Raw genomic sequence first — 20454 nt, 5'->3', positions numbered from 1 at the left:
CTTAATCTATTTAATTAATATGTCAACTATATTAAGCGAATATTTTTTTAAATATTGATTTTTCTTTATTGTGTCTATTACATCTCTAAAGATAAAGAATAAAATATTTTGTCAACTAATCTTCTAATAATAAGAATATTCTATTGCGGATTTTATACTACATTTACATTGTATTTCTTATTACATACTTTATTATTTTAAAATTAAACTATCTGCTGTAATTTTTTTAAACATAATTATAATCACTGCCATTTCTATAAAAATTACCAATAAAGTCAGCAATGAGTTATTTATTAGAACAAATGCAATAACTATCGGAATAATTATCATACTTATTATTGCAGTTACAATAGTTCCTTTACTTTGTTTAACAACTTCCATTTCAGAACTCCAGTTATAGGATGGGAACCGTAAATTTACTAAAAACCCAATAATACTTATCAAAGTGAGGGTAGATACTAACAACGTACTGATTATAATTAAATAAAATATACCTGCATGAAATACTGTATAGAACACAATAGAAGTTAAAACAATACCTGGTAAAAATAAAAGTATATTAACTAATATTTTTCCAATCGCTATTTTCTTAATATTAATAGGAGCCACTAACATAATCCAAATACTCTTTCCTTCAAAAGAAATGCTACAAGAAGTTGTAGTAGTAAGAATTACAAAAGTAAAGACAATAAGTACATATATTTGCTGAGAACTAATAGTAAATCCTAGTAAATCATAAGAAATTGAATCAATACTGGGTATTATTCCAATTAGAATACTTATATTTAGTATAACAATAACTACTGGAGTTATGATTGTATTACTAACATAAGTTAAAGAGGAAAAATATAATTTAAATTCCTTTATTATTAAACTGAATACTGGTGAATTTATTTTAAATACCGTATTCCCATTTCTTTTTTTCTTTCGCTTATTTGTTTGATTTCTAAGGGAATCATGAAAATTAATCAGCATATAAATAACTATGAACGTTGTAATAAAGGTAATAACAATTAACAAAAACATATTAAATAAAAAAGGAGAGCTAGTCATCTTGTTAAGCGGGTACCGTAAAATAGATGTATTTATAAACCATTCTTTATAACCAACCATTTCAGAGTTAAAGATAAAATAAATTAACGGAGCTATAAATGCGAATAATGTAAAAATTGACTCTGTTATATTATTACGTAACTTGATAAATATTAGTATATTTCTTACTAATATGGAAATTATAAAAGGTATATTTGTAGCTAGAAGAGGAACAATAAAACTTAATAAAATAATCATAAGAATTACTGACAATAAATGAGATAACAAAGGTATTACGAAGACAACACTTAGAATAAAAATGGTAAAAGTCAAAGTAATATGAATCAAATATTTACTTAATAAATAAAACAGTTTTGCTTGCCAGTTTTTTATTGGCAGACTATAAATAAATTCACCATCCTTCCCTTCTATGACATTATCGAATCCGCTAAGTATATTCCATATACCAAATAGCCAAAATAAAATGGATGTTAATAATACAAAAAATTCATGGATATTATTATTTAAACTTAAATCTATTGCAATGAAAACTATATATCCTAAAAACATTATAAATGCAGTAATATATCCTGTGATAGTGTAAATAGAATGCTTTCTTACTTCTTTATTATTGCTTTTCAAATTAGATAATTGCGTTTGATTTTTTAATCGAAATAAAAATAACAATTTAAGATTATTCATCAGAAGTCACATCCTTAAATATTTCATTTAATGGTGCTTTTTTAAGAATACTTTCCATTGTATCATTTACTACAGCTTTACCATGATCTAAAATAACAAGTTTATTACATAATTTTTCAGCAACTTCAAGTACGTGTGTAGAGTATAAAATAATTGCTCCTTCACTGGCTCGTCTTCTAATTTCATTCACTAAAAAATCAATAGCATTTGGATCCAAGCCAACAAATGGTTCATCCAAAATAATTAATTTAGGATCATGCATTAATAATGAAATAAGCACTAACCTCTGCTTCATTCCATGAGAATAACTAGAAACCAAATCATAAATGGCACTTTCAAATTTTAATTCTTTTATTAGGTAACTTAATTTCTCTTCAAGTTCTATGTTCTCCATTTTATAAAGCGCCGCTATTAGTTCAATATATGCTTTCCCCGTCATATTATTGTACAAATCAGGCGTATCTGGTGAATAACCAATGAAAGATTTATAATACTCTGGATTATCTTTTAGATTTATATTGAACAATTTCACTTCTCCATGATCAAATGTATGTATTCCAACAATTGATTTAATCGTTGTCGTTTTCCCAGCACCATTTGCTCCAATAAAAGCACATATATCACCTTCATATAATTCTAATGATAAATTCTTAACACCTTTATCAGAACCTTTATACGTTTTACTTAAATTTTGAATGGATAACATTTCTATACCTCCTTAGAATTTCTTGATAATGACTTTAGATGCATATACTAAGGCAACAATATAAATAACAGGTGCGATTATCAATAAGAAATTAGAATTTATATTTTGAAATTGGCTTTCAGCTAATGTAAGTGCACCACTTGGTAAAAATAAAGCAAATGTTTTATTAATATTGCCCAATAATATAAATACCATTGATATTACGATAGTTATCACACCTATAAAAATAGAGCTTTTTATAAAAGTACTTAATAATATCGTTACGCTGACAATAAAAAGAATCCACAAACTATAAAATAAGAGAAAAAATAAAAAATTAATAAATGGATAATAATCAAAAAGATAAATAGTATAACAATATGAAACACCAGCACCAATCAAGATACATATCATACTAATAATCCAGTTTCCAAAAAGCTTTGAAATAATATATTGTATACTAGATACTGGCCTTGTAAATATAAACCCCAGAACTCCACTCTTCTTTTCATCAGCTATCATACCCATAAAGCTGATGACCAATACAATCAAACCCATCTGATTAAATTGGCCAGTAAACGTTGCCAACAAAACTTCATTAGCCTGAGGTTTAGGTGCATTAGGGTCCATAATAATCCCATCAACCCCTCCAAAATTTTTAATAATCACTTCCATGTAATTATCAATTAAAGGTTGCGTCAATCCAAGAATAGAAAAGAATATTGCTAACCATATAAATTTAATGTTCCTTACTGCTTCTAATAATTCCACTTTTCCTAAAATTAATATATTTCTCATATATCAGACACCAACTCTAAAAATATTTTCTCTAAATCTTTCTTTTCATATGCAATTGAATTCACTTTAATATTAATTTTGTCCAGTTCTTCAATTAACTCAGATATTTCAATTGGCTTTCGACTGGTTACAATATATTCTCCTGCTTTTACTTTTTGTAAATCATATAAGTCGGTTAATTGAATATCCGGATCATAAGAATCTTTTAAAGAAATTTTTAAATATATACTTTTGTAATTCACAGTCTCATCTTCATTGGTTATATTTCCGATGATTTCTCCATCTTTTATAATAATATATCGATCACAAAATTCACTTGCATCATCAAGAATATGTGTGGATATAAGAACTGTTGTGTATTTTTTCAATTTTTTTATTAGGTTTTTGATTTCATTCCTGCCAACTGGATCAAGAGCTGATACTGGTTCATCTAAGACCAAAAACTTTGGACGATGTAAAATAGCCTGTGCTATGCCTAATCTCTGTTTCATCCCTCCTGATAATTCTTCTACCTTATATTTATTTTTATTCTGAAGACCTACATCTTTTAGTATTTCATTAATATTCTGAGCAATATACGTTTTATTTAAACCTGATAAACCACCAAAAAATCTTAACGACTCTTCACAAGTCATCCACTGCTTAAAATCTGTGTGCTGTGATAAATAACCAATATCATTTTTAAAATTCAAAATATTTTTTCCATTAAATTTAATTTCCCCTTTTTCATAATTAATAATTCCAGTAATACATTTAATCAATGTTGTTTTCCCAGCACCATTAGGACCTAATAATCCAATACACTCTCCCTCTGAAATATTAAAAGAAATATTTTTCAGTATTTTTCTTCCTCTAAACATTTTATTCACATGCTTAATCTCGATCAATTTTTATTAGCCTCCTTCCAATAATCAAATAAAGAATAGGTCCAATAGTATTAAACAACAAAATTGCGATTGCCCAAGCAATAGGATAATTAACAATTTTTCTTCGTCTATATAAATCGATTAGGGCAATTATTAAAAGTACTACATGTAAAACCAATATTGGTATTAATATTGGCATAATAGTCCCCCAGTCTATTTCTTTTAAGACGTTAATATCAGTATTCATTTTCACCCTCCATTATCATTATTGATAATGATAATGTTACTGTACATTTATTTAAAAATCAATTATTATGTATAAAGTGAGGTGTTATGTATGGAATTCAGTTTATTTAAAAATCAAACACGTTTTAAAATCGCATTAACATTAATCGATAAACCAGAAGGACTTTCTATTATGCAACTCAATGAATTATTAGAAGATGTGCCTCAAGCAACACTGTATAGACATGTAAATGCTATGTTTGAAGAACAATTATTAAAAATTGTAAAGACCAAAAAATTACGTTCTAGTGAAGAAAACTATTATGCAATAAACTCTAAAGGCTATAAAATTGATGAAACAGAGTGGACTCAAGCGAATTACAGTAAAAAAATAGACTTTGTTACTTATTATTTTATGTATGTATTACAATCTTATCAAAATTATCATAAAACAATTAATAAGGATGATAAAGCTACCTTTTCTATTTCAAAACTAAATTTAGAAAACAGTGAATTTGAAAATTTCCAGTCCGATCTTAACTGTTTAATTAATAAATATTACAATGAAAAACAAAATACGAATAACAAAGAGCGAACCATTTCACTTGTTATTATTCCATAACCAATTTTGATTCACTTTACTAGCAAAAGTTAAAACTATTAATACTGTGGTTCATATGATTATTTCTTATGACTATATTGCCAAAATCAACATCGGCCACATTGACTGTAATAATATAATTTGATTTTCCTACTTTTGTAATAGGTATACGAACACATCATATATCTCTCTTTAAAAGACTGTTAGATGGAGTTTTAAAACGTCAAACAGTAGTTCCTCCAGAAATCTTTTTCGTAATAGTATAGTGTAATATGTTTTATATATACCTCTCAAGTTAATCCTAGAAAGATTGGTTAAATATCAAGACACAATATACTGAATTTTTCCACAAAAAACACCTCGACATAATATCGAGGTGTTTTGTATATTTCTTCCAACAATTAACGTTTTGAGAATTGTGGAGAACGACGTGCTTTTTTAAGACCTGGTTTTTTACGTTCTTTCATACGTGGGTCACGTGTTAATAATCCAGCACGTTTTAAAGAACCTCTGTATTCAGGATCTGCTTCTAATAACGCACGTGCAATACCGTGACGAATTGCTTGAGCTTGTCCAGTGAAGCCACCACCATGTACATTAACTAAAACATCGTAGTTACCTTTAGTTTCTGTTACATCAAATGGTTGGTTTAAGTCTAAAATCAATGATTCGAATGGTAAGTAGTCACGCACATCACGATCGTTAACTTTAATGTTACCTTCGCCTGGTACTAAACGTACACGTGCTACTGAGTTTTTACGACGGCCTGTACCTCTATATTCAACTTGTGCCAATGTAATTTCCTCCTTCTAATTAACCACGTAACTCGTAGTTTTCTGGTTGTTGTGCAGCGTGTGGATGTTCAGCGCCACCATATACAAATAATTTTTTACCTTGTTTTTCGCCTAAACGTGAACTTGGTAACATACCTTTGATAGAATTTTCAAGTAAGCGTTCTGGATTATTACGTTTCAATTCTCCAGCAGTAACAGCTTTTAGTCCGCCTGGATGATTTGAGTGACGGTAATAAATTTTATCTTGTTCTTTGTTACCAGTTAATTCGATTTTTGAAGCGTTAATGATGATCACGAAATCACCAGTATCAACGTGTGGTGTGTAAGTTGGTTTATTTTTACCGCGTAAGATAGATGCAACTTCTGATGATAAACGACCTAATGTTTGGCCTTCAGCATCAATTACATACCATTTGCGCTCAATGTTTGATTCATTTGCCATAAATGTTTGACGCATAATAATTGTCCTCCTAAAAATAAATGCTGTGTCTAGATTGTAATCCTGTCTTCACATTCGAACCTATGAGATAAATCACAATCTGCTTTCGATACTTAAATACTGTTACGATTTAAAAGCGTTAGTTTCATTTATTTTGTTAACTGTTCTTCTGCTTTGCTTATATATCTTGTAACACAATAAGTTTCCGGGGCTTATCATGGGGTGGATATAAAACAATACCGTTAATAATCTTATAATTTTATAGGTGTTTTGTCAATCTAATTTAGTCGTTTTGTAAAGATTTTTTACGATAAATTTTGATGTTTTGTCCAAAGTCATTAATTAGATCTTCAGGTGCTAAGTAGATTTTTTCAAGATAAAGGCCTTCTGCTGGTGCGGTAAATGGAACATTATCTCGATTTTTTTGTTCCAATAATGCTGTGACTTCTTCCGGGGAACGGTTCCCCTTTCCTACTTCAATGAGAAAAGCCATTAATACGCGGACCATATTATATAGAAACCCTGATCCTGTAACAATATAATCAAAACCATATGTCGTCATTTCAATTTCACTTTGATATAACGTTCTAACTTTACTTTCTACTTCTGTTTTTTGCGAACAAAATCCTGTAAAATCATGTGTCCCAATAAATTTTTGAGCAGCTTCATTCATACGTTCAATATTTAATTGTTGTGGTACATAAGTCTTCAATCCACTTTCAAATGGATTCTTATGTTCAGCTTGATACACTTTATATCGGTAGCGTTTGCCAACACAATCATATCTACAATGAAAATCCGAATCTACCTGTTTAACTTCTTTGACATAAATATCATCAGGCAAAGCACTGTTCATTGCATATTGCCATTGACTATCAGCAATCTTTAATTCGGTATCAAAATGGAAAAATTGTTCAAGCGCATGGACACCTCGATCGGTACGACTTGATGGATGTATACGAACATCATGTCGATGCATTCGTTTTAGTATCTTTTCAAATTGTTGCTGAACCGTACGACCTTGATTTTGAATTTGAAATCCTAAAAAATTGCTTCCTTGATAGCATATATTGACTAAAATACGCAACGCATTACACTCCTATCAATTTTAATACAAACATTAAACCTGCGATTGGAATCATTGCTAAAATCACAATTGTATCTTTTATCTGCCATTGTAACGTACGATAGCTAGTACGTTGAACATTTGCATCATATCCTCGCACTTCCATAGCTATAGCCAAGTCTTCTGCACGTTGAAATGCAGAAACAATTAATGGAATCATCAAAGGGACAAAGGCTTTTATACGTGCAAATATCCCTCCCGAGCTTATTTCAGATCCTCTTGATTTTTGTGCTAATATAATTTTATCTAATTCATCCATTAGTGTTGGAATAAAACGTAAAGCAATAGACATTATCATACTGAGTTGATGTACGGGTACCTTAATCCATTTCAGCGGATACATCAATTTTTCAAAGGCATCTGTTAAATCAATCGGACTTGTAGATAAGGTCATAATTGTTGCTATCATTACAATAAGAATTAATCTTAGAGAAATAAAAATCCCTTCCAAAACACCCGCACTTTCAATAGTAAACGCACCTATTTGAATCAGTACAAAGCCACCTTTTGTAAACAGTATATGCATCACAAAAGTAAAAATCAGAAAGATAAATATGGGTGTCAGTCCTTTTAATAAAAACCAAAGTTTTATTTTTGCACATATCATAATAGCTAAAATAATAAGTAACAACCATGCAAACGTAGTAAACGAGTGAGCAAAGAATATCGTAATAATAAATAAAAAGACAAAGATTAATTTAGCTCGTGGATCTAATTCGTGTATCAATGATTGTGTAGGTAGATAGCGACCAATAATCAATTTATTTTTCATTTTTGCCGCCACTCCTTATACATTTGAACGAATTCCTCATTTGTAAGTGCCAAATGAGGGAACTTTATTTGATGTTTATCCTCAATATCTTTTTGTAGTTTAACAATATCGGGTAAGGCAATATGCCAATTTGTTATATACTTATCTTTAGCAAACAAATCACGCGGTGTACACACATCAACGATTTGTCCTTCTTTCATAATTACAGTTTGATCTGCATAGCACGCAACATCATTCATATCATGCGTCACCAAAATGATAGTCTTATTATCTTCAAGTTGAAACTTTTTAAGTAGTGTCATAATTTGAAATCTACTTTGAGGATCCAATCCTGCAGTAGGTTCATCTAAAATAATTACATCGGGATTCATTGCTAAAATAGATACGATGGCAATCTTACGCATTTGTCCTCCTGACATTTGGAAGGGGGATAAAGACATAATGTTTCTTGGAAAACCTAATTGCATTAATAAATCAAAGGCATCACTTTTAACTTGTTCTATATCCATACCAAAATTTTTCGGACCAAAGATAATTTCACGTTCCACTGTATCTTCAAATAATTGTGTTTCTGGAATTTGGAAAACCATACCGACTGTTTTACGAATAGTTCTTATATGTTTATCTTTGGTTTTATGATGAATCGTAATGTCACCAACAGAAAGGCTTCCTGTTGTAGGTTTGATAAGGCCATTAATATGTTGAATAAGTGTTGACTTACCGCTTCCCGTTTGTCCTATGAGTGCATAATAGACACCTTGTTCTAAAGCCAAATGAATGTGACTCACTGCTTCTTTTTCATAAGGTGTCCCCTTTTGATAAATATATGTGACATCATTAAAGGTAATACTCATAGTTTGTCCACTAACCCTTCATAAGTAATATAACGATTACTAACTTCTAATTGTTGTGCAATTTTCATTACAAATGGTAAGTCTAAACCAATATCTAATAAACCTTGTTGTGACGAAAAAATGGTCTCAGGTATTCCAGCCTGGTAAACCGTTCCTTTATTCATCACAATCACATAGTCACTACCCATTGCTTCAGTCAAATCATGTGTAATAGAAATAATTGTAATATTTTTTTCTTGTTGGACACGTTTCACTAACTCAAATAAATCTTCTCGTGCTTTAGGATCTAACATAGAATCAGCTTCATCTAAAATAATCACTGAAGGCCCTAATGCTAGTACACCAGCGATAGCAACGCGTTGTTTTTGACCACCAGATAATGATTGTGGCTCACTATCTGCATAATCTAACATATTAACGTCAGAAAGCACCTGTTTAACTATGCGATGCATATTATCATGAGGTACTGAATGATTTTCTAAGCCAAAAGCAACATCGTATTTGACAATTGACCCAACAAATTGGTTTTCTGGGTTTTGCAATACGATACCAATATGTTTACGAATATCTTGTAAATTTTGTGCATTGATAAGGTGATTATTATAAAAAATTTGTCCTTCATTTGCTTGCTCGATACCTACCATCAATTTTGCAAGCGTTGATTTCCCTGAACCATTATGACCGACAATTGTCGTCCATTTACCTTTTGGTATATTAAAAGAAACATGGTCTAAAGTAAATGCAGTATCGCTTTGATATTGAAATGACACATCTTTAAATTTAATTATATTTTCTTCCATAGCCATTGTCAGTCATCCTTATCAAAATTTATGTATTCTATCATATTTTACATGAAATCATATCATCTGTATATTGTCCACATTTTATCAAATATACTGTCTATTTTCTATGTACGTTACTACACAACATCCACTTCAAATAGGATACAAATTAAAAAGCCATAGTCAATTAAACTACAGCTAAATGAAAAAAGCGCGCACCCCATCATGTTTATTGAGTTCACGCTTTAAATGATTATTAAGTTGATGGGGTACTCTGAGCTAGACAATATTTGTATGTGGCAAACATTATCGTTGCACTCATTTGCTTTATATATAAGTTCTAAGTGTATTTATTCAGTGATATATTGTGACATTTCACAATTATACTAATTCAATAATTACTGATTCAGCACCGTCTCCACGACGAGGGCCTACTTTAAGGATACGAGTGTAACCACCTTGACGTTCTGTATAACGGTCTGCGATTTCACCAAATAGTTTTTGAAGTGCAGTTTGTGTTGTCTCATCTTTATTTAAGATGTCAACATTACGTAATGTTTTAGCTGCATTACGACGAGAAGCTAAATCGCCTTTTTTTCCTAAAGTGATTAATTTCTCAACAATACTACGAACTTCTTTTGCACGTGCTTCTGTTGTTTCGATACGTTCACTTACAATAAGTGACGTTGCTAAATCACGTAACATTGCTTTACGTTGGTCAGAAGTACGACCTAATTTTCTGTAACCCATGAGTTAACCTCCTTTATCAATCTTCTTTTCTTAAACCTAAACCTAAATCTTCTAATTTGTATTTAACTTCTTCAAGAGATTTACGACCTAAATTACGCACTTTCATCATATCAGCTTCTGATTTATCAGCTAACTCTTGTACAGAATTGATTCCTGCGCGTTTTAAACAGTTATATGAACGTACAGATAAGTCTAATTCTTCAATAGACATTTCTAATACTTTTTCTTTTTGGTCTTCTTCTTTTTCGATCATAATTTCAGCATTTTGAGCTTCATCAGTAAGACCTACAAAGATATTTAAGTGCTCAGTCATTATTTTAGCAGCTAATGATACTGATTCTTGTGGCGTGATTGAACCATTTGTCCAAACATCCAATGTTAATTTATCAAAATCACTACTTTGACCTACACGTGTATTTTCAACTGTATAGTTTACACGTTCTACAGGTGAATAAAGTGAATCAACAGGAATTACTCCAATTGGTAAATCACTAGTGTTGTTTTGTTCTGCTAATGCGTAACCTCTACCCTTATTAGCAACAAGACGAATTTTAAGATGTCCACCTTTAGACACGGTTGCGATTTTAAGCTCTGGGTTTAAAATCTCAACATCACTATCATGTGTGATATCACTTGCAGTTACTTCGCCTTCATCTCGTACATCAATTTCTAACGTTTTATCCTCTTCAGAATAGATTTTTAATGCTAGTTTTTTGATGTTCATGATAATTGTAGATACATCTTCCACTACATTATCTATTGCTGAAAACTCGTGTAATACGCCTTCAATCTCGATGTATTTAACGGCTGCACCTGGTAATGAAGATAGTAGGATACGACGTAAGGAGTTTCCTAGTGTAGTACCGTAGCCACGTTCTAGTGGTTCAACAACGAACTTACCGAATTTAGCATCATCACTAATTTCAATTGTCTCAATTCTAGGTTTTTCGATTTCTATCATTTACAAATATCCTCCTTAAATACGTCGACTTTAATTTCAAACTGTTTTGCTAAGTGATCAGTGACCTGTAACAATAACAATCAAGAATTAGACGCGACGACGTTTTGGTGGACGACAACCATTATGTGGTACTGGAGTAACGTCTCTGATTGCTGTTACTTCTAAACCAGCAGATTGTAATGCACGGATAGCTGATTCACGACCTGGACCAGGACCTTTAACTGTTACTTCTACAGTTTTCAAACCGTGTTCCATTGCAGATTTTGATGCAGTTTCTGAAGCCATTTGTGCTGCAAAAGGTGTAGATTTTTTAGAACCTTTAAAACCTAATGCACCAGCTGATGACCATGATAATGCATTACCAAATTCATCTGTGATAGTTACAATAGTATTGTTGAATGTTGAACGGATATGCGCAACACCGTTTTCAATATTCTTTTTAACTCTACGTTTACGAGATACTTGTTTACGTGCCATTTATTTTTGCCTCCTTTACCTATTATTTTTTCTTGTTAGCTACAGTTTTCACTGGGCCTTTACGCGTACGAGCGTTATTTTTAGTTTTTTGACCGCGAACTGGTAATCCACGACGGTGACGGATACCACGGTATGATGAAATTTCCATTAAACGTTTAATGTTTAAATTTTGTTCACGACGTAGGTCACCTTCAACTTTAAAGCTATCAACAACCTCACGGATACGACCTAATTCATCATCTGTTAAATCTTTTACACGTGTATCAGCTGAAACATTTGCTTGTTCAACAATTTTTTGAGCTGTTGATGTACCGATACCGTATATATAAGTTAAAGAAATTACAACGCGTTTTTCACGTGGAATATCTACTCCTGCAATACGTGCCATATAAATTTACACCTCTCTTTTAATTAACCTTGTCTTTGTTTGTGCTTAGGATTATCACAAATTACCATAACTTTACCTTTACGTTTAATGACTTTACATTTTTCGCAAATTGGTTTTACTGATGGTCTTACTTTCATTTTTATACCTCCCTATATTATGGAGTGACGATTATTTATAACGATACGTAATTCTACCGCGTGACAAATCATACGGAGACATTTCTACTGTTACTTTGTCGCCAGGAAGAATTCGAATATAATTCATTCTGATTTTACCACTTACATGTGCTAAAATCTCATGACCATTTTCTAATTCTACTTTAAACATAGCATTTGGTAAAGTATCAAGTACTGTACCTTCTAATTCAATTACATCTTGTTTCGCCATTGATTACTTCCCCCTTTTTGCAATAGTAAGGTAATCGTCAATAGACAACTTTAACGATACGAATCTATTTCAGTGACTAGTTAGAATAACTTCAACAAAAGTGCGGGAATTATATCGTCTTATGTCACTCAACTTATTAATCATAGATTAAACCTAAATAAAATCACCATTTAATAGACCGTATAAAGTTGATCTATTTTAAATGATTTAAGATATCAATGACATCGCTGGTTACTTCGTCAATGTTTTTTGAACCATCAATGTTTTTCAAGACACCTTTTTTATCATAGTATTCTAAAATAGGTTTTGATTGTTTAACATTAACGCTCAAACGGTTGGATACTGTTTCTGGATTATCATCTTCTCGCTGATACAACTTTCCACCATCGATATCGCAAATACCTTCTACCTTTGGAGGATTAAAAACAAGATGATAAGTCGTACCACATGTTTCACATATACGTCGACCTGTTAAGCGATTCATTAGTTCTTCTTCTGGAACTTCTATATTGATAACCGCATCAATATCTCTGTCAAGCTCAGACATAATTTCATTTAATGCCTCAGCTTGATCGATTGTTCTAGGAAAGCCATCCAATAAAAAGCCTTTTTTTGCATCGTCTTCAGAAATTCTTTCTTTAACGATACCTACAGTAACTTCATCAGGGACTAATTCCCCACGATCCATGTATGATTTAGCTTCTTTGCCTAAATCAGTCTCATCTTTAATCGCTTTTCTGAACATGTCACCAGTAGATATATGTGGTATTGGGAATTTCTTAACAATTTCACTCGCTTGAGTTCCTTTACCTGCGCCAGGTAGACCCATTAAAATGATATTCATAAATGCCCTCCTACAAGTTATCTACCACCAAAGCCTTTATATTCTTTTTGGCTTACTTGAGCTTCTAAAGATTTCATAGTTTCAATTGCTACACCAATAACGATAAGCAAGCTTGTACCACCAATTTGAATGGATTGTGGTAAGCTCATAAACTTAGTCGCTAAAATCGGTAAAATAGCAATAACTGCTAAGAAAATAGAACCTACAAAAGTTAAGCGATATAGCACTTTAGTAATATACTTTTTCGTTTGGTCGCCAGGACGAATACCTGGTACATAACTACCTTGTTTCTTCAAATTATCGGCCATTTTTTCAGGATTAACTTGAACAAATGCGTAAAAGTAAGTAAACGCAATAATTAACACAACATAAACAATCATACCATAAGTATTGGATGGGTTCGCAGTTTGAGATATAGTTTGAGCCCAATCTGCTTTAGGGAAGAACAACGTTAATGTTCTTGGCAATAAGAAGAACGCCATCGCAAAGATTACTGGTATAACCCCTGCTGAGTTAACTTTCAAAGGTAGATAAGTTGCTTGTGAACCTAATCGTTGAGCTGATTGTTTTTTCGCATATTGAATAGGTATCTTACGCTTCGCTTCAAGTACATAAATTGCACCGATTGTTAGCAAGATTAAACCTACTACTAAACCTATCACTTTTAACCATGCTAAAGTCGTATCATCGTTACCAACAAATGCTTGTTGCGCAAATTGGATGATAGATGATGGTAAAGTGGATAAGATACCCGCGAAGATAATGATTGAAATACCATTACCTACACCAAACTGTGTGATTTGGTCTCCAAGCCAAATTAAAAATGCTGTTCCTGTTGTTAAGACAATCGCAATTAACAAATAACTCATCACGGATTGATTAATAACCAATTTACCGCCTAGATAATTGTTAAATTGGAATGCCATACCTATTGACTGAACAAAAGCCAATATAATTGCAAAGTAACGTGTGACGTTACTTAATTTTCTTTTACCTACTTCACCTTGTTTCGCCCATTCAGAAAACTTAGGTACGATATCCATCTGTAATAGTTGCATTACGATAGATGCAGTGATGTATGGCATAATACCCATTGCAAAAATTGAAAAGTTCTTTAAGGCTCCGCCACCAAACGTATTTAGCAAAGCAGCAACACCTTGATCCGAACCTTGATGTGCAAAGGGTTCAGGATTTACTCCTGGAGCTGGGATATACGTCCCAATCTTAAAAATAATTAACATTGCTAGAGTGAAGAAAATCTTGTTACGAACTTCTTTAGTTGTAAAAAAGCTCACAAGCGTTTGAAACATTAGATCACCTCGTGTGCTCCACCTTTTGCATCAATAGCATCTGCTGCTGAAGCTGAAAATTTATGAGCTTTCACTGTTAATTTTTTCTCAAGTGAACCATTACCTAGTACTTTAATACCAGATTTTTCATTCTTCACAACACCAGTTTCAACTAATAAAGCTGGAGTTACTTCAGTACCATCTTCAAATTTATTAAGTTGGTCTAAGTTAACAATAGCATATTCCTTACGGTTAATGTTAGTAAAACCACGTTTAGGTAAACGACGGAATAAAGGCAATTGTCCACCTTCAAAACCTGGTCTTACGCCACCACCTGAACGTGCTTTTTGACCTTTTTGACCGCGACCACTTGTTTTACCGTTACCAGTTGCAGCACCACGTCCAACACGATTGCGTTCTTTACGTGATCCTTCAGCTGCTTTTAACTCATGTAATTTCATTCTCTCGGCACCTCCTTATTTATTTTTCTTCTACTGATAATAAATGTTTTACTTTGTTGATTTGCCCACGAATTGCAGGGTTGTCTTCAACAACTACTGAACTGTTTGTCTTTTTAAGACCCAATGCTTCAACAGTTTTACGTTGTGTTTCAGGACGACCAATAACACTACGCGTGAGGGTAATTTGTAATTTAGCCATTATTTATTTTCCCTCCTTAATTGTATAATTCTTCTACTGTTTTGCCACGTAATTTCGCAACATCTTCAGCATTTTTAAGGTTTTGTAATCCATTGATTGTTGCACGAACCATATTGATTGGTGTGTTTGAACCTAATGATTTACTTAAGATATCAGTAATACCTGCTAATTCTAATACCGCACGAACTGGACCACCAGCGATAACACCAGTACCAGGTGCAGCAGGTTTCATGAATACGCTACCTGAGCCATAACGACCAGTGATAGTATGAGGAGTTGTTCCTTCTACACGTGGAACGACTACTAAATCTTTTTTAGCTGCTTCTACAGCTTTTTTGATAGCTTCAGGTACTTCTTGTGCTTTACCAGTACCGAAACCTACACGACCTTTTTTGTCTCCTACTACTACTAATGCAGTGAAACGGAAACGACGTCCACCTTTAACAACTTTCGCAACACGGTTGATTGTTACAACGCGTTCTTCAAATTCTTTCGCTTCTTCTTCTCTACGAGCCATGTAATTGTCCCTCCTTTAAATTAAAATTCTAATCCGCTTTCTCTTGCAGCATCTGCTAATGCTTTTACACGACCATGGTATAGGTAACCTCCGCGGTCAAATACAATAGCTTTAATGCCTTTGTCATTGGCTTTTTTAGCAATTGCTTCACCAACTTTTGTAGCTAAATCTACTTTAGAAGTTGAGTCACTAGCAATATCTTTATCTTTAGATGATGCTTGTACGATTGTTTCGCCTTTTACATCATCAATAATTTGTGCGTAAATATGTTTATTTGAACGATAAACATTCAAACGAGGTTTTTCAGCTGTACCAGATAAGCTAGTACGAACACGTGCATGTCTTTTTAAACGCACTTTATTTTTATCAATTTTACTGATCATTGTTATACTCCTTTCTTTCGAGAGTTATCTATTATTTACCAGTTTTACCTTCTTTACGGCGAACGTATTCACCTTGGTAACGAATTCCTTTACCTTTATAAGGTTCTGGAGGTCTTACTGCGCGAATGTTAGAAGCAATTGCTCCAACTTGCTCTTTAGATACGCCAGATACTTTGATTGTAGTATTCTTTTCAACAGCAAATGTGATACCATTTTCTGCTTTAATTTCTACAGGGTGAGAATATCCCACATTTAATACTAAATTAGTTCCTTGCATTTGAGCACGGTAACCAACACCAACAAGTTCAAGCGTTTTTTCATAACCTTGTGATACACCTTGCACCATGTTGTTTAATAAAGCACGAGTAGTACCATGAACTGTACGATCATCTTTAGAATCTGATGGTCTTACTACTTCGATAGTGTTTTCTTCTTGTTTAAAAGACATTTTTTCATCAAAAGTTCTTGATAATTCCCCTTTTGGACCTTTAACAGTTGCAGTATGACCATCAAATGTAACTGTTACGTCTGTAGGAATATTAATAATTTTCTTACCAACACGACTCATGTTAGGGCACCTCCTTATTTATTATTACCAAACGTATGCGATAATTTCTCCACCAACATTACGTTTTCTTGCTTCTTTATCAGTGATAACACCTTCAGATGTAGAAACTAATGCGATACCTAAACCATTTAATACTTTAGGCACTTCGTTAGCTTTAGCATAAACACGTAAACCTGGTTTAGAAATACGTTTTAAACCTGTGATAACACGTTCGTTATTTTGACCATATTTTAGGAATAAGCGAAGAACACCTTGTTTATCGTCTTCAACGAATTCTACGTTTTTAATGAAACCTTCATTTTTTAAGATTTCAGCAATTTGTTTTTTAATGTTTGATGCAGGTAACTCTAATTTATCGTGACGCACCATGTTAGCGTTTCTCACTCGAGTTAGCATATCTGCAATTGGATCTGTCATTGTCATTGATTGTTGCCTCCTTTCAGACTCTTAATAATTACCAACTAGCTTTGCGTACGCCAGGAATTTGACCTTTATAAGCTAATTCACGGAAACAAATACGGCATAATTTAAATTTACGGTATACAGAATGTGGACGTCCACAACGTTCACAACGTGTGTATTCGCGTACTGCATATTTTTGTTTTTTTTGTTGCTTAGCAACCATTGAAGTTTTAGCCACTTAATTAGCCTCCTTTTTTAGAGATTATTTACGAAATGGCATACCGAAGTTTGATAACAATTCACGAGCTTCCTCGTCAGTGTTAGCAGTTGTTACGATAACAATATCCATTCCTCTTACTTTGCTTACTTTATCATAATCGATTTCAGGGAAAATTAATTGTTCTTTAATACCTAAAGTGTAGTTACCGCGACCATCAAATGCTTTTTTAGAAACACCATGGAAGTCACGTACACGTGGTAATGAAACTGCGATTAATTTATCTAAGAATTCATACATTCTTTCACCGCGAAGTGTTACTTTTGCACCGATTGGCATACCTTCACGTAAACGGAATGTTGCGATTGATTTTTTAGCTTTAGTTACTAATGGTTTTTGACCAGTGATTAATTCTAATTCTTCAACTGCACTATCTAAAACTTTAGAGTTTTGAACAGCATCACCGACACCCATGTTAACTACGATTTTTTCGATTTTTGGTACTTCCATTACTGAACTGTAGTTAAACTTTTTAACCAAGTTTTCAGTAACTTCTGTGTTGAATTTTTCTTTTAAACGGTTCAAAGTGGATCCTCCTTTCGATTATTTATTAATTATTAGATTTGATTTCTTCGCCTGACTTTTTAGCAATACGAACTTTTTTACCATCAACAAATTTATAACCAACACGTGTAGGTTCATTTGTTTTAGGGTCTAATAATTGTACGTTAGAAACATGGATAGCTGCCTCTGTTTCTAAGATTCCACCTTCAGGATTTAATTGAGTTGGTTTTTGGTGTTTTTTAATAACATTTACACCTTCCACAACGACACGGTCTTTTTTAGGTTCAGTAGCAATAACTTTTCCTTCTTTACCTTTGTCTTTACCTGCGATAACTTTTACGTTGTCACCTTTTTTGATATGCATGTGGGCACCTCCTTAAATATTATGGTTATTGTTTGTTTATAGTACTTCTGGTGCTAATGAAACGATTTTCATGAAGTTACCTTCACGTAATTCACGAGCAACAGGACCAAAGATACGAGTACCACGTGGGCCTTTGTCATCACGAATAATGACACATGCATTTTCATCAAATTTGATATATGAACCATCATCACGGCGAACACCTGACTTAGTTCTAACTATAACAGCTTTTACTACATCGCCTTTTTTAACAACGCCACCTGGTGTTGCATTTTTAACAGTACAAACAATTACATCACCAATGTTCGCAGTTTTGCGACCAGATCCACCTAACACTTTGATTGTAAGAACTTCACGAGCACCAGAGTTGTCTGCCACTTTTAATCGAGTTTCTTGTTGGATCATTCGTTAAACCTCCCTTATCTTTAATCTTGTATTAAATAATTACTGACTCTTCAACAATTTCTACTAAACGAAAACGTTTTGTTGCTGATAAAGGACGAGTTTCTTGGATTTTAACAATGTCTCCTAATTTAGCTGAATTGTTTTCATCATGAGTTTTGTATTTTTTAGAGTATTTTACACGTTTACCGTATAATTTGTGTGTTTTGTAAGTTTCTACTAATACAGTGATAGTTTTGTCCATTTTGTCAGAAACTACTCTGCCAGTGTAAACTTTGCGATCATTTCTTTCACTCACTTTTACAACCTCCTCTTTTATTGATTAGCCTTGCTTTGTTCAATTTCTCTTTCACGAGCGACAGTTTTTAGACGTGCAATCGTTTTTCTTACTGTGCGAATACGTGCAGTTTCCTCTAATTGACCTGTAGCTAACTGAAAGCGTAGGTTAAAAAGTTCTTCTTTTGAAGATTTGATTTGTTCTTCGATTTCTGAAGTGGTTAAGTCTCTAATTTCCTTAGCTTTCATTTGTTTCACCACCCAATTCTTCACGTTTTACAAACTTAGTTTTAACTGGAAGTTTGTGACTAGCTAAACGCAATGCTTCACGAGCAACTTCTTCTTGTACACCAGCAATCTCGAATAAGATACGACCTGGTTTCACAACTGCGATCCAACCTTCAACAGCACCTTTACCGGCACCCATACGAACTTCTAAAGGTTTTTTAGTATATGGTGTATGTGGGAAGATTTTAATCCAAACTTTCCCGCCACGTTTCATGTAACGTGTCATAGCAATACGAGCAGATTCGATTTGACGAGATGTAATCCAAGACGTTGTAGTTGCTTGTAATCCATACTCACCAAATGTTACATAGTTACCGCCTTTTGAACGACCAGTTGTTTTTGGACGATGTTGACGACGATATTTAACACGTTTTGGTAGTAACATTATTATTTTCCTCCTTCACTAGTGTTCTTAGTAGGAAGAACTTCTCCACGATAAATCCATACTTTAACGCCTAATTTACCATAAGTAGTGTCGGCTTCAGCATGTGCGTAATCAATGTCAGCACGCAATGTATGAAGTGGAACAGTTCCTTCAGAATATTGTTCGGCACGAGCGATGTCTGCGCCACCTAAACGACCAGAAACTTGAGTTTTGATACCTTTAGCACCTAACTTCATAGCTCTTGAAATCGCTTGTTTTTGTACACGGCGGAATGATGCACGATTTTCTAATTGACGTGCAATGTTTTCAGCAACTAAACGTGCATCGATATCAATTTTTTTGATTTCAACAACGTTGATGTGTACTTTCTTATCAGTTAAATTGTTTAATTTGTTACGAAGTTTTTCAATTTCTGAACCGCCTTTACCGATTACCATACCAGGTTTACCAGTATGAATCGCAATGTTAATTCGGTTAGCTGCACGTTCAATGTCAACGTGTGAAACTGATGCTTCTTTTAATTCGTTATCAATAAATTTACGGATTTTTAAATCTTCGTGTAGTAATGATGCAAAGTCTTTTTCAGCATACCATTTTGCTTCCCAATCACGGATGATACCGACACGAAGTCCGATAGGATTAATTTTTTGACCCAC

34 protein-coding genes are annotated in these 20454 nt (G+C 33.0%); 1 reads left to right on the top strand and 33 read right to left on the bottom strand.

Annotated elements, in window-relative coordinates; genetic code table 11:
• Positions 1 to 192 precede the first annotated feature (192 nt).
• From HMPREF2597_RS01655 to HMPREF2597_RS01635, 5 genes are read right to left on the bottom strand one after another with little or no spacing between them, the layout of a single operon-like run.
• Positions 193 to 1734: a hypothetical protein gene (locus tag HMPREF2597_RS01655; protein ID WP_002478840.1), complete on the bottom strand. Its 1542-nt coding sequence runs from the start codon at positions 1732 to 1734 to the stop codon at positions 193 to 195.
• Positions 1727 to 2440 carry an ABC transporter ATP-binding protein gene (locus HMPREF2597_RS01650; protein WP_002460034.1) on the bottom strand — a complete coding sequence of 238 codons (714 nt, stop codon included), beginning with the start codon at positions 2438 to 2440 and terminating at the stop codon, positions 1727 to 1729. The genes HMPREF2597_RS01655 and HMPREF2597_RS01650 overlap by 8 nt, the downstream gene beginning before the upstream one ends.
• Positions 2441 to 2452: 12 nt before the next feature.
• A complete protein-coding gene (locus HMPREF2597_RS01645; protein WP_002478839.1) occupies positions 2453 to 3217 on the bottom strand; it encodes an ABC transporter permease in 765 nt (254 codons plus the stop codon).
• Complete coding sequence (locus HMPREF2597_RS01640; protein WP_012990772.1) at positions 3214 to 4104, bottom strand: ABC transporter ATP-binding protein; 891 nt, start codon at positions 4102 to 4104, stop codon at positions 3214 to 3216. Before HMPREF2597_RS01640 ends, HMPREF2597_RS01645 begins: the two co-directional genes overlap by 4 nt.
• On the bottom strand, positions 4091 to 4330 hold the full coding sequence (locus tag HMPREF2597_RS01635; RefSeq protein WP_002460038.1) for a PLD nuclease N-terminal domain-containing protein: 240 nt from the start codon (positions 4328 to 4330) through the stop codon (positions 4091 to 4093). The genes HMPREF2597_RS01640 and HMPREF2597_RS01635 overlap by 14 nt, the downstream gene beginning before the upstream one ends.
• A gap of 90 nt (positions 4331 to 4420) precedes the next feature.
• On the opposite strand from HMPREF2597_RS01635, the gene HMPREF2597_RS01630 reads away from it, so the two are divergent.
• Positions 4421 to 4930 carry a helix-turn-helix domain-containing protein gene (locus HMPREF2597_RS01630; protein ID WP_002478837.1) on the top strand — a complete coding sequence of 170 codons (510 nt, stop codon included), beginning with the start codon at positions 4421 to 4423 and terminating at the stop codon, positions 4928 to 4930.
• Positions 4931 to 5310: 380 nt separating this feature from the next.
• Here HMPREF2597_RS01630 and rpsI read toward each other — a convergent pair whose 3' ends face one another.
• From rpsI to rpsC, 28 genes are all read right to left on the bottom strand, one after another.
• Positions 5311 to 5703, bottom strand: coding sequence for a 30S ribosomal protein S9 (rpsI, locus tag HMPREF2597_RS01625; protein WP_002460040.1), 393 nt, complete (start codon positions 5701 to 5703; stop codon positions 5311 to 5313).
• 19 nt (positions 5704 to 5722) lie between these two features.
• Positions 5723 to 6160 carry a 50S ribosomal protein L13 gene (gene rplM, locus HMPREF2597_RS01620; RefSeq protein WP_002460041.1) on the bottom strand — a complete coding sequence of 146 codons (438 nt, stop codon included), beginning with the start codon at positions 6158 to 6160 and terminating at the stop codon, positions 5723 to 5725.
• Positions 6161 to 6425: 265 nt separating this feature from the next.
• On the bottom strand, positions 6426 to 7229 hold the full coding sequence (gene truA, locus HMPREF2597_RS01615; protein ID WP_002478836.1) for a tRNA pseudouridine(38-40) synthase TruA: 804 nt from the start codon (positions 7227 to 7229) through the stop codon (positions 6426 to 6428).
• 4 nt (positions 7230 to 7233) lie between these two features.
• Entirely contained in the window at positions 7234 to 8040 is an 807-nt protein-coding gene (locus tag HMPREF2597_RS01610; protein WP_012990771.1) for an energy-coupling factor transporter transmembrane component T family protein, read from the bottom strand.
• Positions 8037 to 8894 carry an energy-coupling factor transporter ATPase gene (locus HMPREF2597_RS01605; RefSeq protein WP_002478834.1) on the bottom strand — a complete coding sequence of 286 codons (858 nt, stop codon included), beginning with the start codon at positions 8892 to 8894 and terminating at the stop codon, positions 8037 to 8039. Before HMPREF2597_RS01605 ends, HMPREF2597_RS01610 begins: the two co-directional genes overlap by 4 nt.
• Entirely contained in the window at positions 8891 to 9700 is an 810-nt protein-coding gene (locus HMPREF2597_RS01600; RefSeq protein ID WP_002460045.1) for an energy-coupling factor transporter ATPase, read from the bottom strand. The genes HMPREF2597_RS01605 and HMPREF2597_RS01600 overlap by 4 nt, the downstream gene beginning before the upstream one ends.
• Before the next feature lie 357 nt (positions 9701 to 10057).
• Positions 10058 to 10426, bottom strand: coding sequence for a 50S ribosomal protein L17 (gene rplQ / locus HMPREF2597_RS01595; RefSeq protein ID WP_070817118.1), 369 nt, complete (start codon positions 10424 to 10426; stop codon positions 10058 to 10060).
• 16 nt (positions 10427 to 10442) lie between these two features.
• Entirely contained in the window at positions 10443 to 11387 is a 945-nt protein-coding gene (locus HMPREF2597_RS01590; protein WP_002460048.1) for a DNA-directed RNA polymerase subunit alpha, read from the bottom strand.
• An 87-nt stretch (positions 11388 to 11474) separates the two neighbouring features.
• Positions 11475 to 11864 carry a 30S ribosomal protein S11 gene (rpsK, locus tag HMPREF2597_RS01585; RefSeq protein WP_000101625.1) on the bottom strand — a complete coding sequence of 130 codons (390 nt, stop codon included), beginning with the start codon at positions 11862 to 11864 and terminating at the stop codon, positions 11475 to 11477.
• 22 nt (positions 11865 to 11886) lie between these two features.
• Positions 11887 to 12252 (bottom strand): 30S ribosomal protein S13, encoded by a 366-nt coding sequence (gene rpsM / locus HMPREF2597_RS01580; RefSeq protein ID WP_002460049.1) that lies wholly within the window; start codon positions 12250 to 12252, stop codon positions 11887 to 11889.
• Between the two features lie 23 nt (positions 12253 to 12275).
• A complete protein-coding gene (rpmJ, locus tag HMPREF2597_RS01575) occupies positions 12276 to 12389 on the bottom strand; it encodes a 50S ribosomal protein L36 (protein ID WP_001829709.1) in 114 nt (37 codons plus the stop codon).
• Between the two features lie 31 nt (positions 12390 to 12420).
• Positions 12421 to 12639 carry a translation initiation factor IF-1 gene (infA, locus tag HMPREF2597_RS01570; RefSeq protein ID WP_001829792.1) on the bottom strand — a complete coding sequence of 73 codons (219 nt, stop codon included), beginning with the start codon at positions 12637 to 12639 and terminating at the stop codon, positions 12421 to 12423.
• Between the two features lie 193 nt (positions 12640 to 12832).
• Positions 12833 to 13483 carry an adenylate kinase gene (locus tag HMPREF2597_RS01565; RefSeq protein WP_002478833.1) on the bottom strand — a complete coding sequence of 217 codons (651 nt, stop codon included), beginning with the start codon at positions 13481 to 13483 and terminating at the stop codon, positions 12833 to 12835.
• Positions 13484 to 13500: 17 nt separating this feature from the next.
• On the bottom strand, positions 13501 to 14793 hold the full coding sequence (gene secY, locus HMPREF2597_RS01560; RefSeq protein ID WP_002460051.1) for a preprotein translocase subunit SecY: 1293 nt from the start codon (positions 14791 to 14793) through the stop codon (positions 13501 to 13503).
• Positions 14793 to 15233 carry a 50S ribosomal protein L15 gene (gene rplO / locus HMPREF2597_RS01555; RefSeq protein WP_002460052.1) on the bottom strand — a complete coding sequence of 147 codons (441 nt, stop codon included), beginning with the start codon at positions 15231 to 15233 and terminating at the stop codon, positions 14793 to 14795. Before rplO ends, secY begins: the two co-directional genes overlap by 1 nt.
• Positions 15234 to 15252: 19 nt before the next feature.
• Entirely contained in the window at positions 15253 to 15432 is a 180-nt protein-coding gene (gene rpmD / locus HMPREF2597_RS01550; RefSeq protein ID WP_002460053.1) for a 50S ribosomal protein L30, read from the bottom strand.
• Between the two features lie 16 nt (positions 15433 to 15448).
• Positions 15449 to 15949 (bottom strand): 30S ribosomal protein S5, encoded by a 501-nt coding sequence (gene rpsE, locus HMPREF2597_RS01545; RefSeq protein ID WP_002460054.1) that lies wholly within the window; start codon positions 15947 to 15949, stop codon positions 15449 to 15451.
• Positions 15950 to 15969: 20 nt separating this feature from the next.
• A complete protein-coding gene (rplR, locus tag HMPREF2597_RS01540; RefSeq protein ID WP_002460056.1) occupies positions 15970 to 16332 on the bottom strand; it encodes a 50S ribosomal protein L18 in 363 nt (120 codons plus the stop codon).
• 31 nt (positions 16333 to 16363) lie between these two features.
• Entirely contained in the window at positions 16364 to 16900 is a 537-nt protein-coding gene (rplF, locus tag HMPREF2597_RS01535; protein ID WP_002478832.1) for a 50S ribosomal protein L6, read from the bottom strand.
• A gap of 24 nt (positions 16901 to 16924) precedes the next feature.
• Positions 16925 to 17323 (bottom strand): 30S ribosomal protein S8, encoded by a 399-nt coding sequence (gene rpsH, locus HMPREF2597_RS01530; protein ID WP_002460058.1) that lies wholly within the window; start codon positions 17321 to 17323, stop codon positions 16925 to 16927.
• Between the two features lie 31 nt (positions 17324 to 17354).
• A complete protein-coding gene (locus HMPREF2597_RS01525) occupies positions 17355 to 17540 on the bottom strand; it encodes a type Z 30S ribosomal protein S14 (protein WP_001140799.1) in 186 nt (61 codons plus the stop codon).
• A gap of 24 nt (positions 17541 to 17564) precedes the next feature.
• On the bottom strand, positions 17565 to 18104 hold the full coding sequence (gene rplE, locus HMPREF2597_RS01520; RefSeq protein ID WP_002460060.1) for a 50S ribosomal protein L5: 540 nt from the start codon (positions 18102 to 18104) through the stop codon (positions 17565 to 17567).
• A gap of 25 nt (positions 18105 to 18129) precedes the next feature.
• On the bottom strand, positions 18130 to 18447 hold the full coding sequence (gene rplX / locus HMPREF2597_RS01515) for a 50S ribosomal protein L24 (RefSeq protein WP_002448459.1): 318 nt from the start codon (positions 18445 to 18447) through the stop codon (positions 18130 to 18132).
• A gap of 36 nt (positions 18448 to 18483) precedes the next feature.
• Positions 18484 to 18852: a 50S ribosomal protein L14 gene (rplN, locus tag HMPREF2597_RS01510; protein ID WP_002460061.1), complete on the bottom strand. Its 369-nt coding sequence runs from the start codon at positions 18850 to 18852 to the stop codon at positions 18484 to 18486.
• Positions 18853 to 18883: 31 nt separating this feature from the next.
• Positions 18884 to 19147: a 30S ribosomal protein S17 gene (rpsQ, locus tag HMPREF2597_RS01505; protein ID WP_002460062.1), complete on the bottom strand. Its 264-nt coding sequence runs from the start codon at positions 19145 to 19147 to the stop codon at positions 18884 to 18886.
• A 17-nt stretch (positions 19148 to 19164) separates the two neighbouring features.
• Positions 19165 to 19374: a 50S ribosomal protein L29 gene (rpmC, locus tag HMPREF2597_RS01500; protein WP_000644737.1), complete on the bottom strand. Its 210-nt coding sequence runs from the start codon at positions 19372 to 19374 to the stop codon at positions 19165 to 19167.
• Positions 19364 to 19798, bottom strand: coding sequence for a 50S ribosomal protein L16 (gene rplP, locus HMPREF2597_RS01495; protein WP_002460063.1), 435 nt, complete (start codon positions 19796 to 19798; stop codon positions 19364 to 19366). The genes rpmC and rplP overlap by 11 nt, the downstream gene beginning before the upstream one ends.
• A 2-nt stretch (positions 19799 to 19800) precedes the next feature.
• Positions 19801 to 20454 carry a 30S ribosomal protein S3 gene (gene rpsC, locus HMPREF2597_RS01490; RefSeq protein WP_002460064.1) on the bottom strand — a complete coding sequence of 218 codons (654 nt, stop codon included), beginning with the start codon at positions 20452 to 20454 and terminating at the stop codon, positions 19801 to 19803.

This window comes from Staphylococcus sp. HMSC063A07 (assembly GCF_001836955.1).
Classification (GTDB): Bacteria; Bacillota; Bacilli; order Staphylococcales; family Staphylococcaceae; genus Staphylococcus; species Staphylococcus lugdunensis.
The sequence above is the reverse complement of the archived record's forward strand: the minus strand, read 5'-3'. Positions and strand labels throughout refer to the sequence as shown.

Coding starts and splice junctions, on each gene's coding strand:
- rplP (WP_002460063.1), bottom strand. CDS start 19,798: ATGTTACTACCAAAACGTGTTAAATATCGTCGTCAACATCGTCCAAAA.
- HMPREF2597_RS01655 (WP_002478840.1), bottom strand. CDS start 1,734: ATGAATAATCTTAAATTGTTATTTTTATTTCGATTAAAAAATCAAACG.
- HMPREF2597_RS01650 (WP_002460034.1), bottom strand. CDS start 2,440: ATGTTATCCATTCAAAATTTAAGTAAAACGTATAAAGGTTCTGATAAA.
- rplX (WP_002448459.1), bottom strand. CDS start 18,447: ATGCATATCAAAAAAGGTGACAACGTAAAAGTTATCGCAGGTAAAGAC.
- HMPREF2597_RS01565 (WP_002478833.1), bottom strand. CDS start 13,483: ATGAATATCATTTTAATGGGTCTACCTGGCGCAGGTAAAGGAACTCAA.
- HMPREF2597_RS01590 (WP_002460048.1), bottom strand. CDS start 11,387: ATGATAGAAATCGAAAAACCTAGAATTGAGACAATTGAAATTAGTGAT.
- rplF (WP_002478832.1), bottom strand. CDS start 16,900: ATGAGTCGTGTTGGTAAGAAAATTATTAATATTCCTACAGACGTAACA.
- infA (WP_001829792.1), bottom strand. CDS start 12,639: ATGGCGAAACAAGATGTAATTGAATTAGAAGGTACAGTACTTGATACT.
- HMPREF2597_RS01610 (WP_012990771.1), bottom strand. CDS start 8,040: ATGAAAAATAAATTGATTATTGGTCGCTATCTACCTACACAATCATTG.
- rpsM (WP_002460049.1), bottom strand. CDS start 12,252: ATGGCACGTATTGCAGGAGTAGATATTCCACGTGAAAAACGCGTTGTA.
- rpsE (WP_002460054.1), bottom strand. CDS start 15,949: ATGGCTCGTAGAGAAGAAGAAGCGAAAGAATTTGAAGAACGCGTTGTA.
- HMPREF2597_RS01605 (WP_002478834.1), bottom strand. CDS start 8,894: ATGAGTATTACCTTTAATGATGTCACATATATTTATCAAAAGGGGACA.
- rpsK (WP_000101625.1), bottom strand. CDS start 11,864: ATGGCACGTAAACAAGTATCTCGTAAACGTAGAGTTAAAAAGAATATT.
- rplN (WP_002460061.1), bottom strand. CDS start 18,852: ATGATCCAACAAGAAACTCGATTAAAAGTGGCAGACAACTCTGGTGCT.
- rplO (WP_002460052.1), bottom strand. CDS start 15,233: ATGAAATTACATGAGTTAAAAGCAGCTGAAGGATCACGTAAAGAACGC.
- HMPREF2597_RS01645 (WP_002478839.1), bottom strand. CDS start 3,217: ATGAGAAATATATTAATTTTAGGAAAAGTGGAATTATTAGAAGCAGTA.
- rpmC (WP_000644737.1), bottom strand. CDS start 19,374: ATGAAAGCTAAGGAAATTAGAGACTTAACCACTTCAGAAATCGAAGAA.
- rpmJ (WP_001829709.1), bottom strand. CDS start 12,389: ATGAAAGTAAGACCATCAGTAAAACCAATTTGCGAAAAATGTAAAGTC.
- rplR (WP_002460056.1), bottom strand. CDS start 16,332: ATGATCAGTAAAATTGATAAAAATAAAGTGCGTTTAAAAAGACATGCA.
- rplM (WP_002460041.1), bottom strand. CDS start 6,160: ATGCGTCAAACATTTATGGCAAATGAATCAAACATTGAGCGCAAATGG.
- rpmD (WP_002460053.1), bottom strand. CDS start 15,432: ATGGCTAAATTACAAATTACCCTCACGCGTAGTGTTATTGGTCGTCCT.
- rpsH (WP_002460058.1), bottom strand. CDS start 17,323: ATGACAATGACAGATCCAATTGCAGATATGCTAACTCGAGTGAGAAAC.
- HMPREF2597_RS01635 (WP_002460038.1), bottom strand. CDS start 4,330: ATGAATACTGATATTAACGTCTTAAAAGAAATAGACTGGGGGACTATT.
- rplQ (WP_070817118.1), bottom strand. CDS start 10,426: ATGGGTTACAGAAAATTAGGTCGTACTTCTGACCAACGTAAAGCAATG.
- HMPREF2597_RS01630 (WP_002478837.1), top strand. CDS start 4,421: ATGGAATTCAGTTTATTTAAAAATCAAACACGTTTTAAAATCGCATTA.
- HMPREF2597_RS01600 (WP_002460045.1), bottom strand. CDS start 9,700: ATGGCTATGGAAGAAAATATAATTAAATTTAAAGATGTGTCATTTCAA.
- secY (WP_002460051.1), bottom strand. CDS start 14,793: ATGTTTCAAACGCTTGTGAGCTTTTTTACAACTAAAGAAGTTCGTAAC.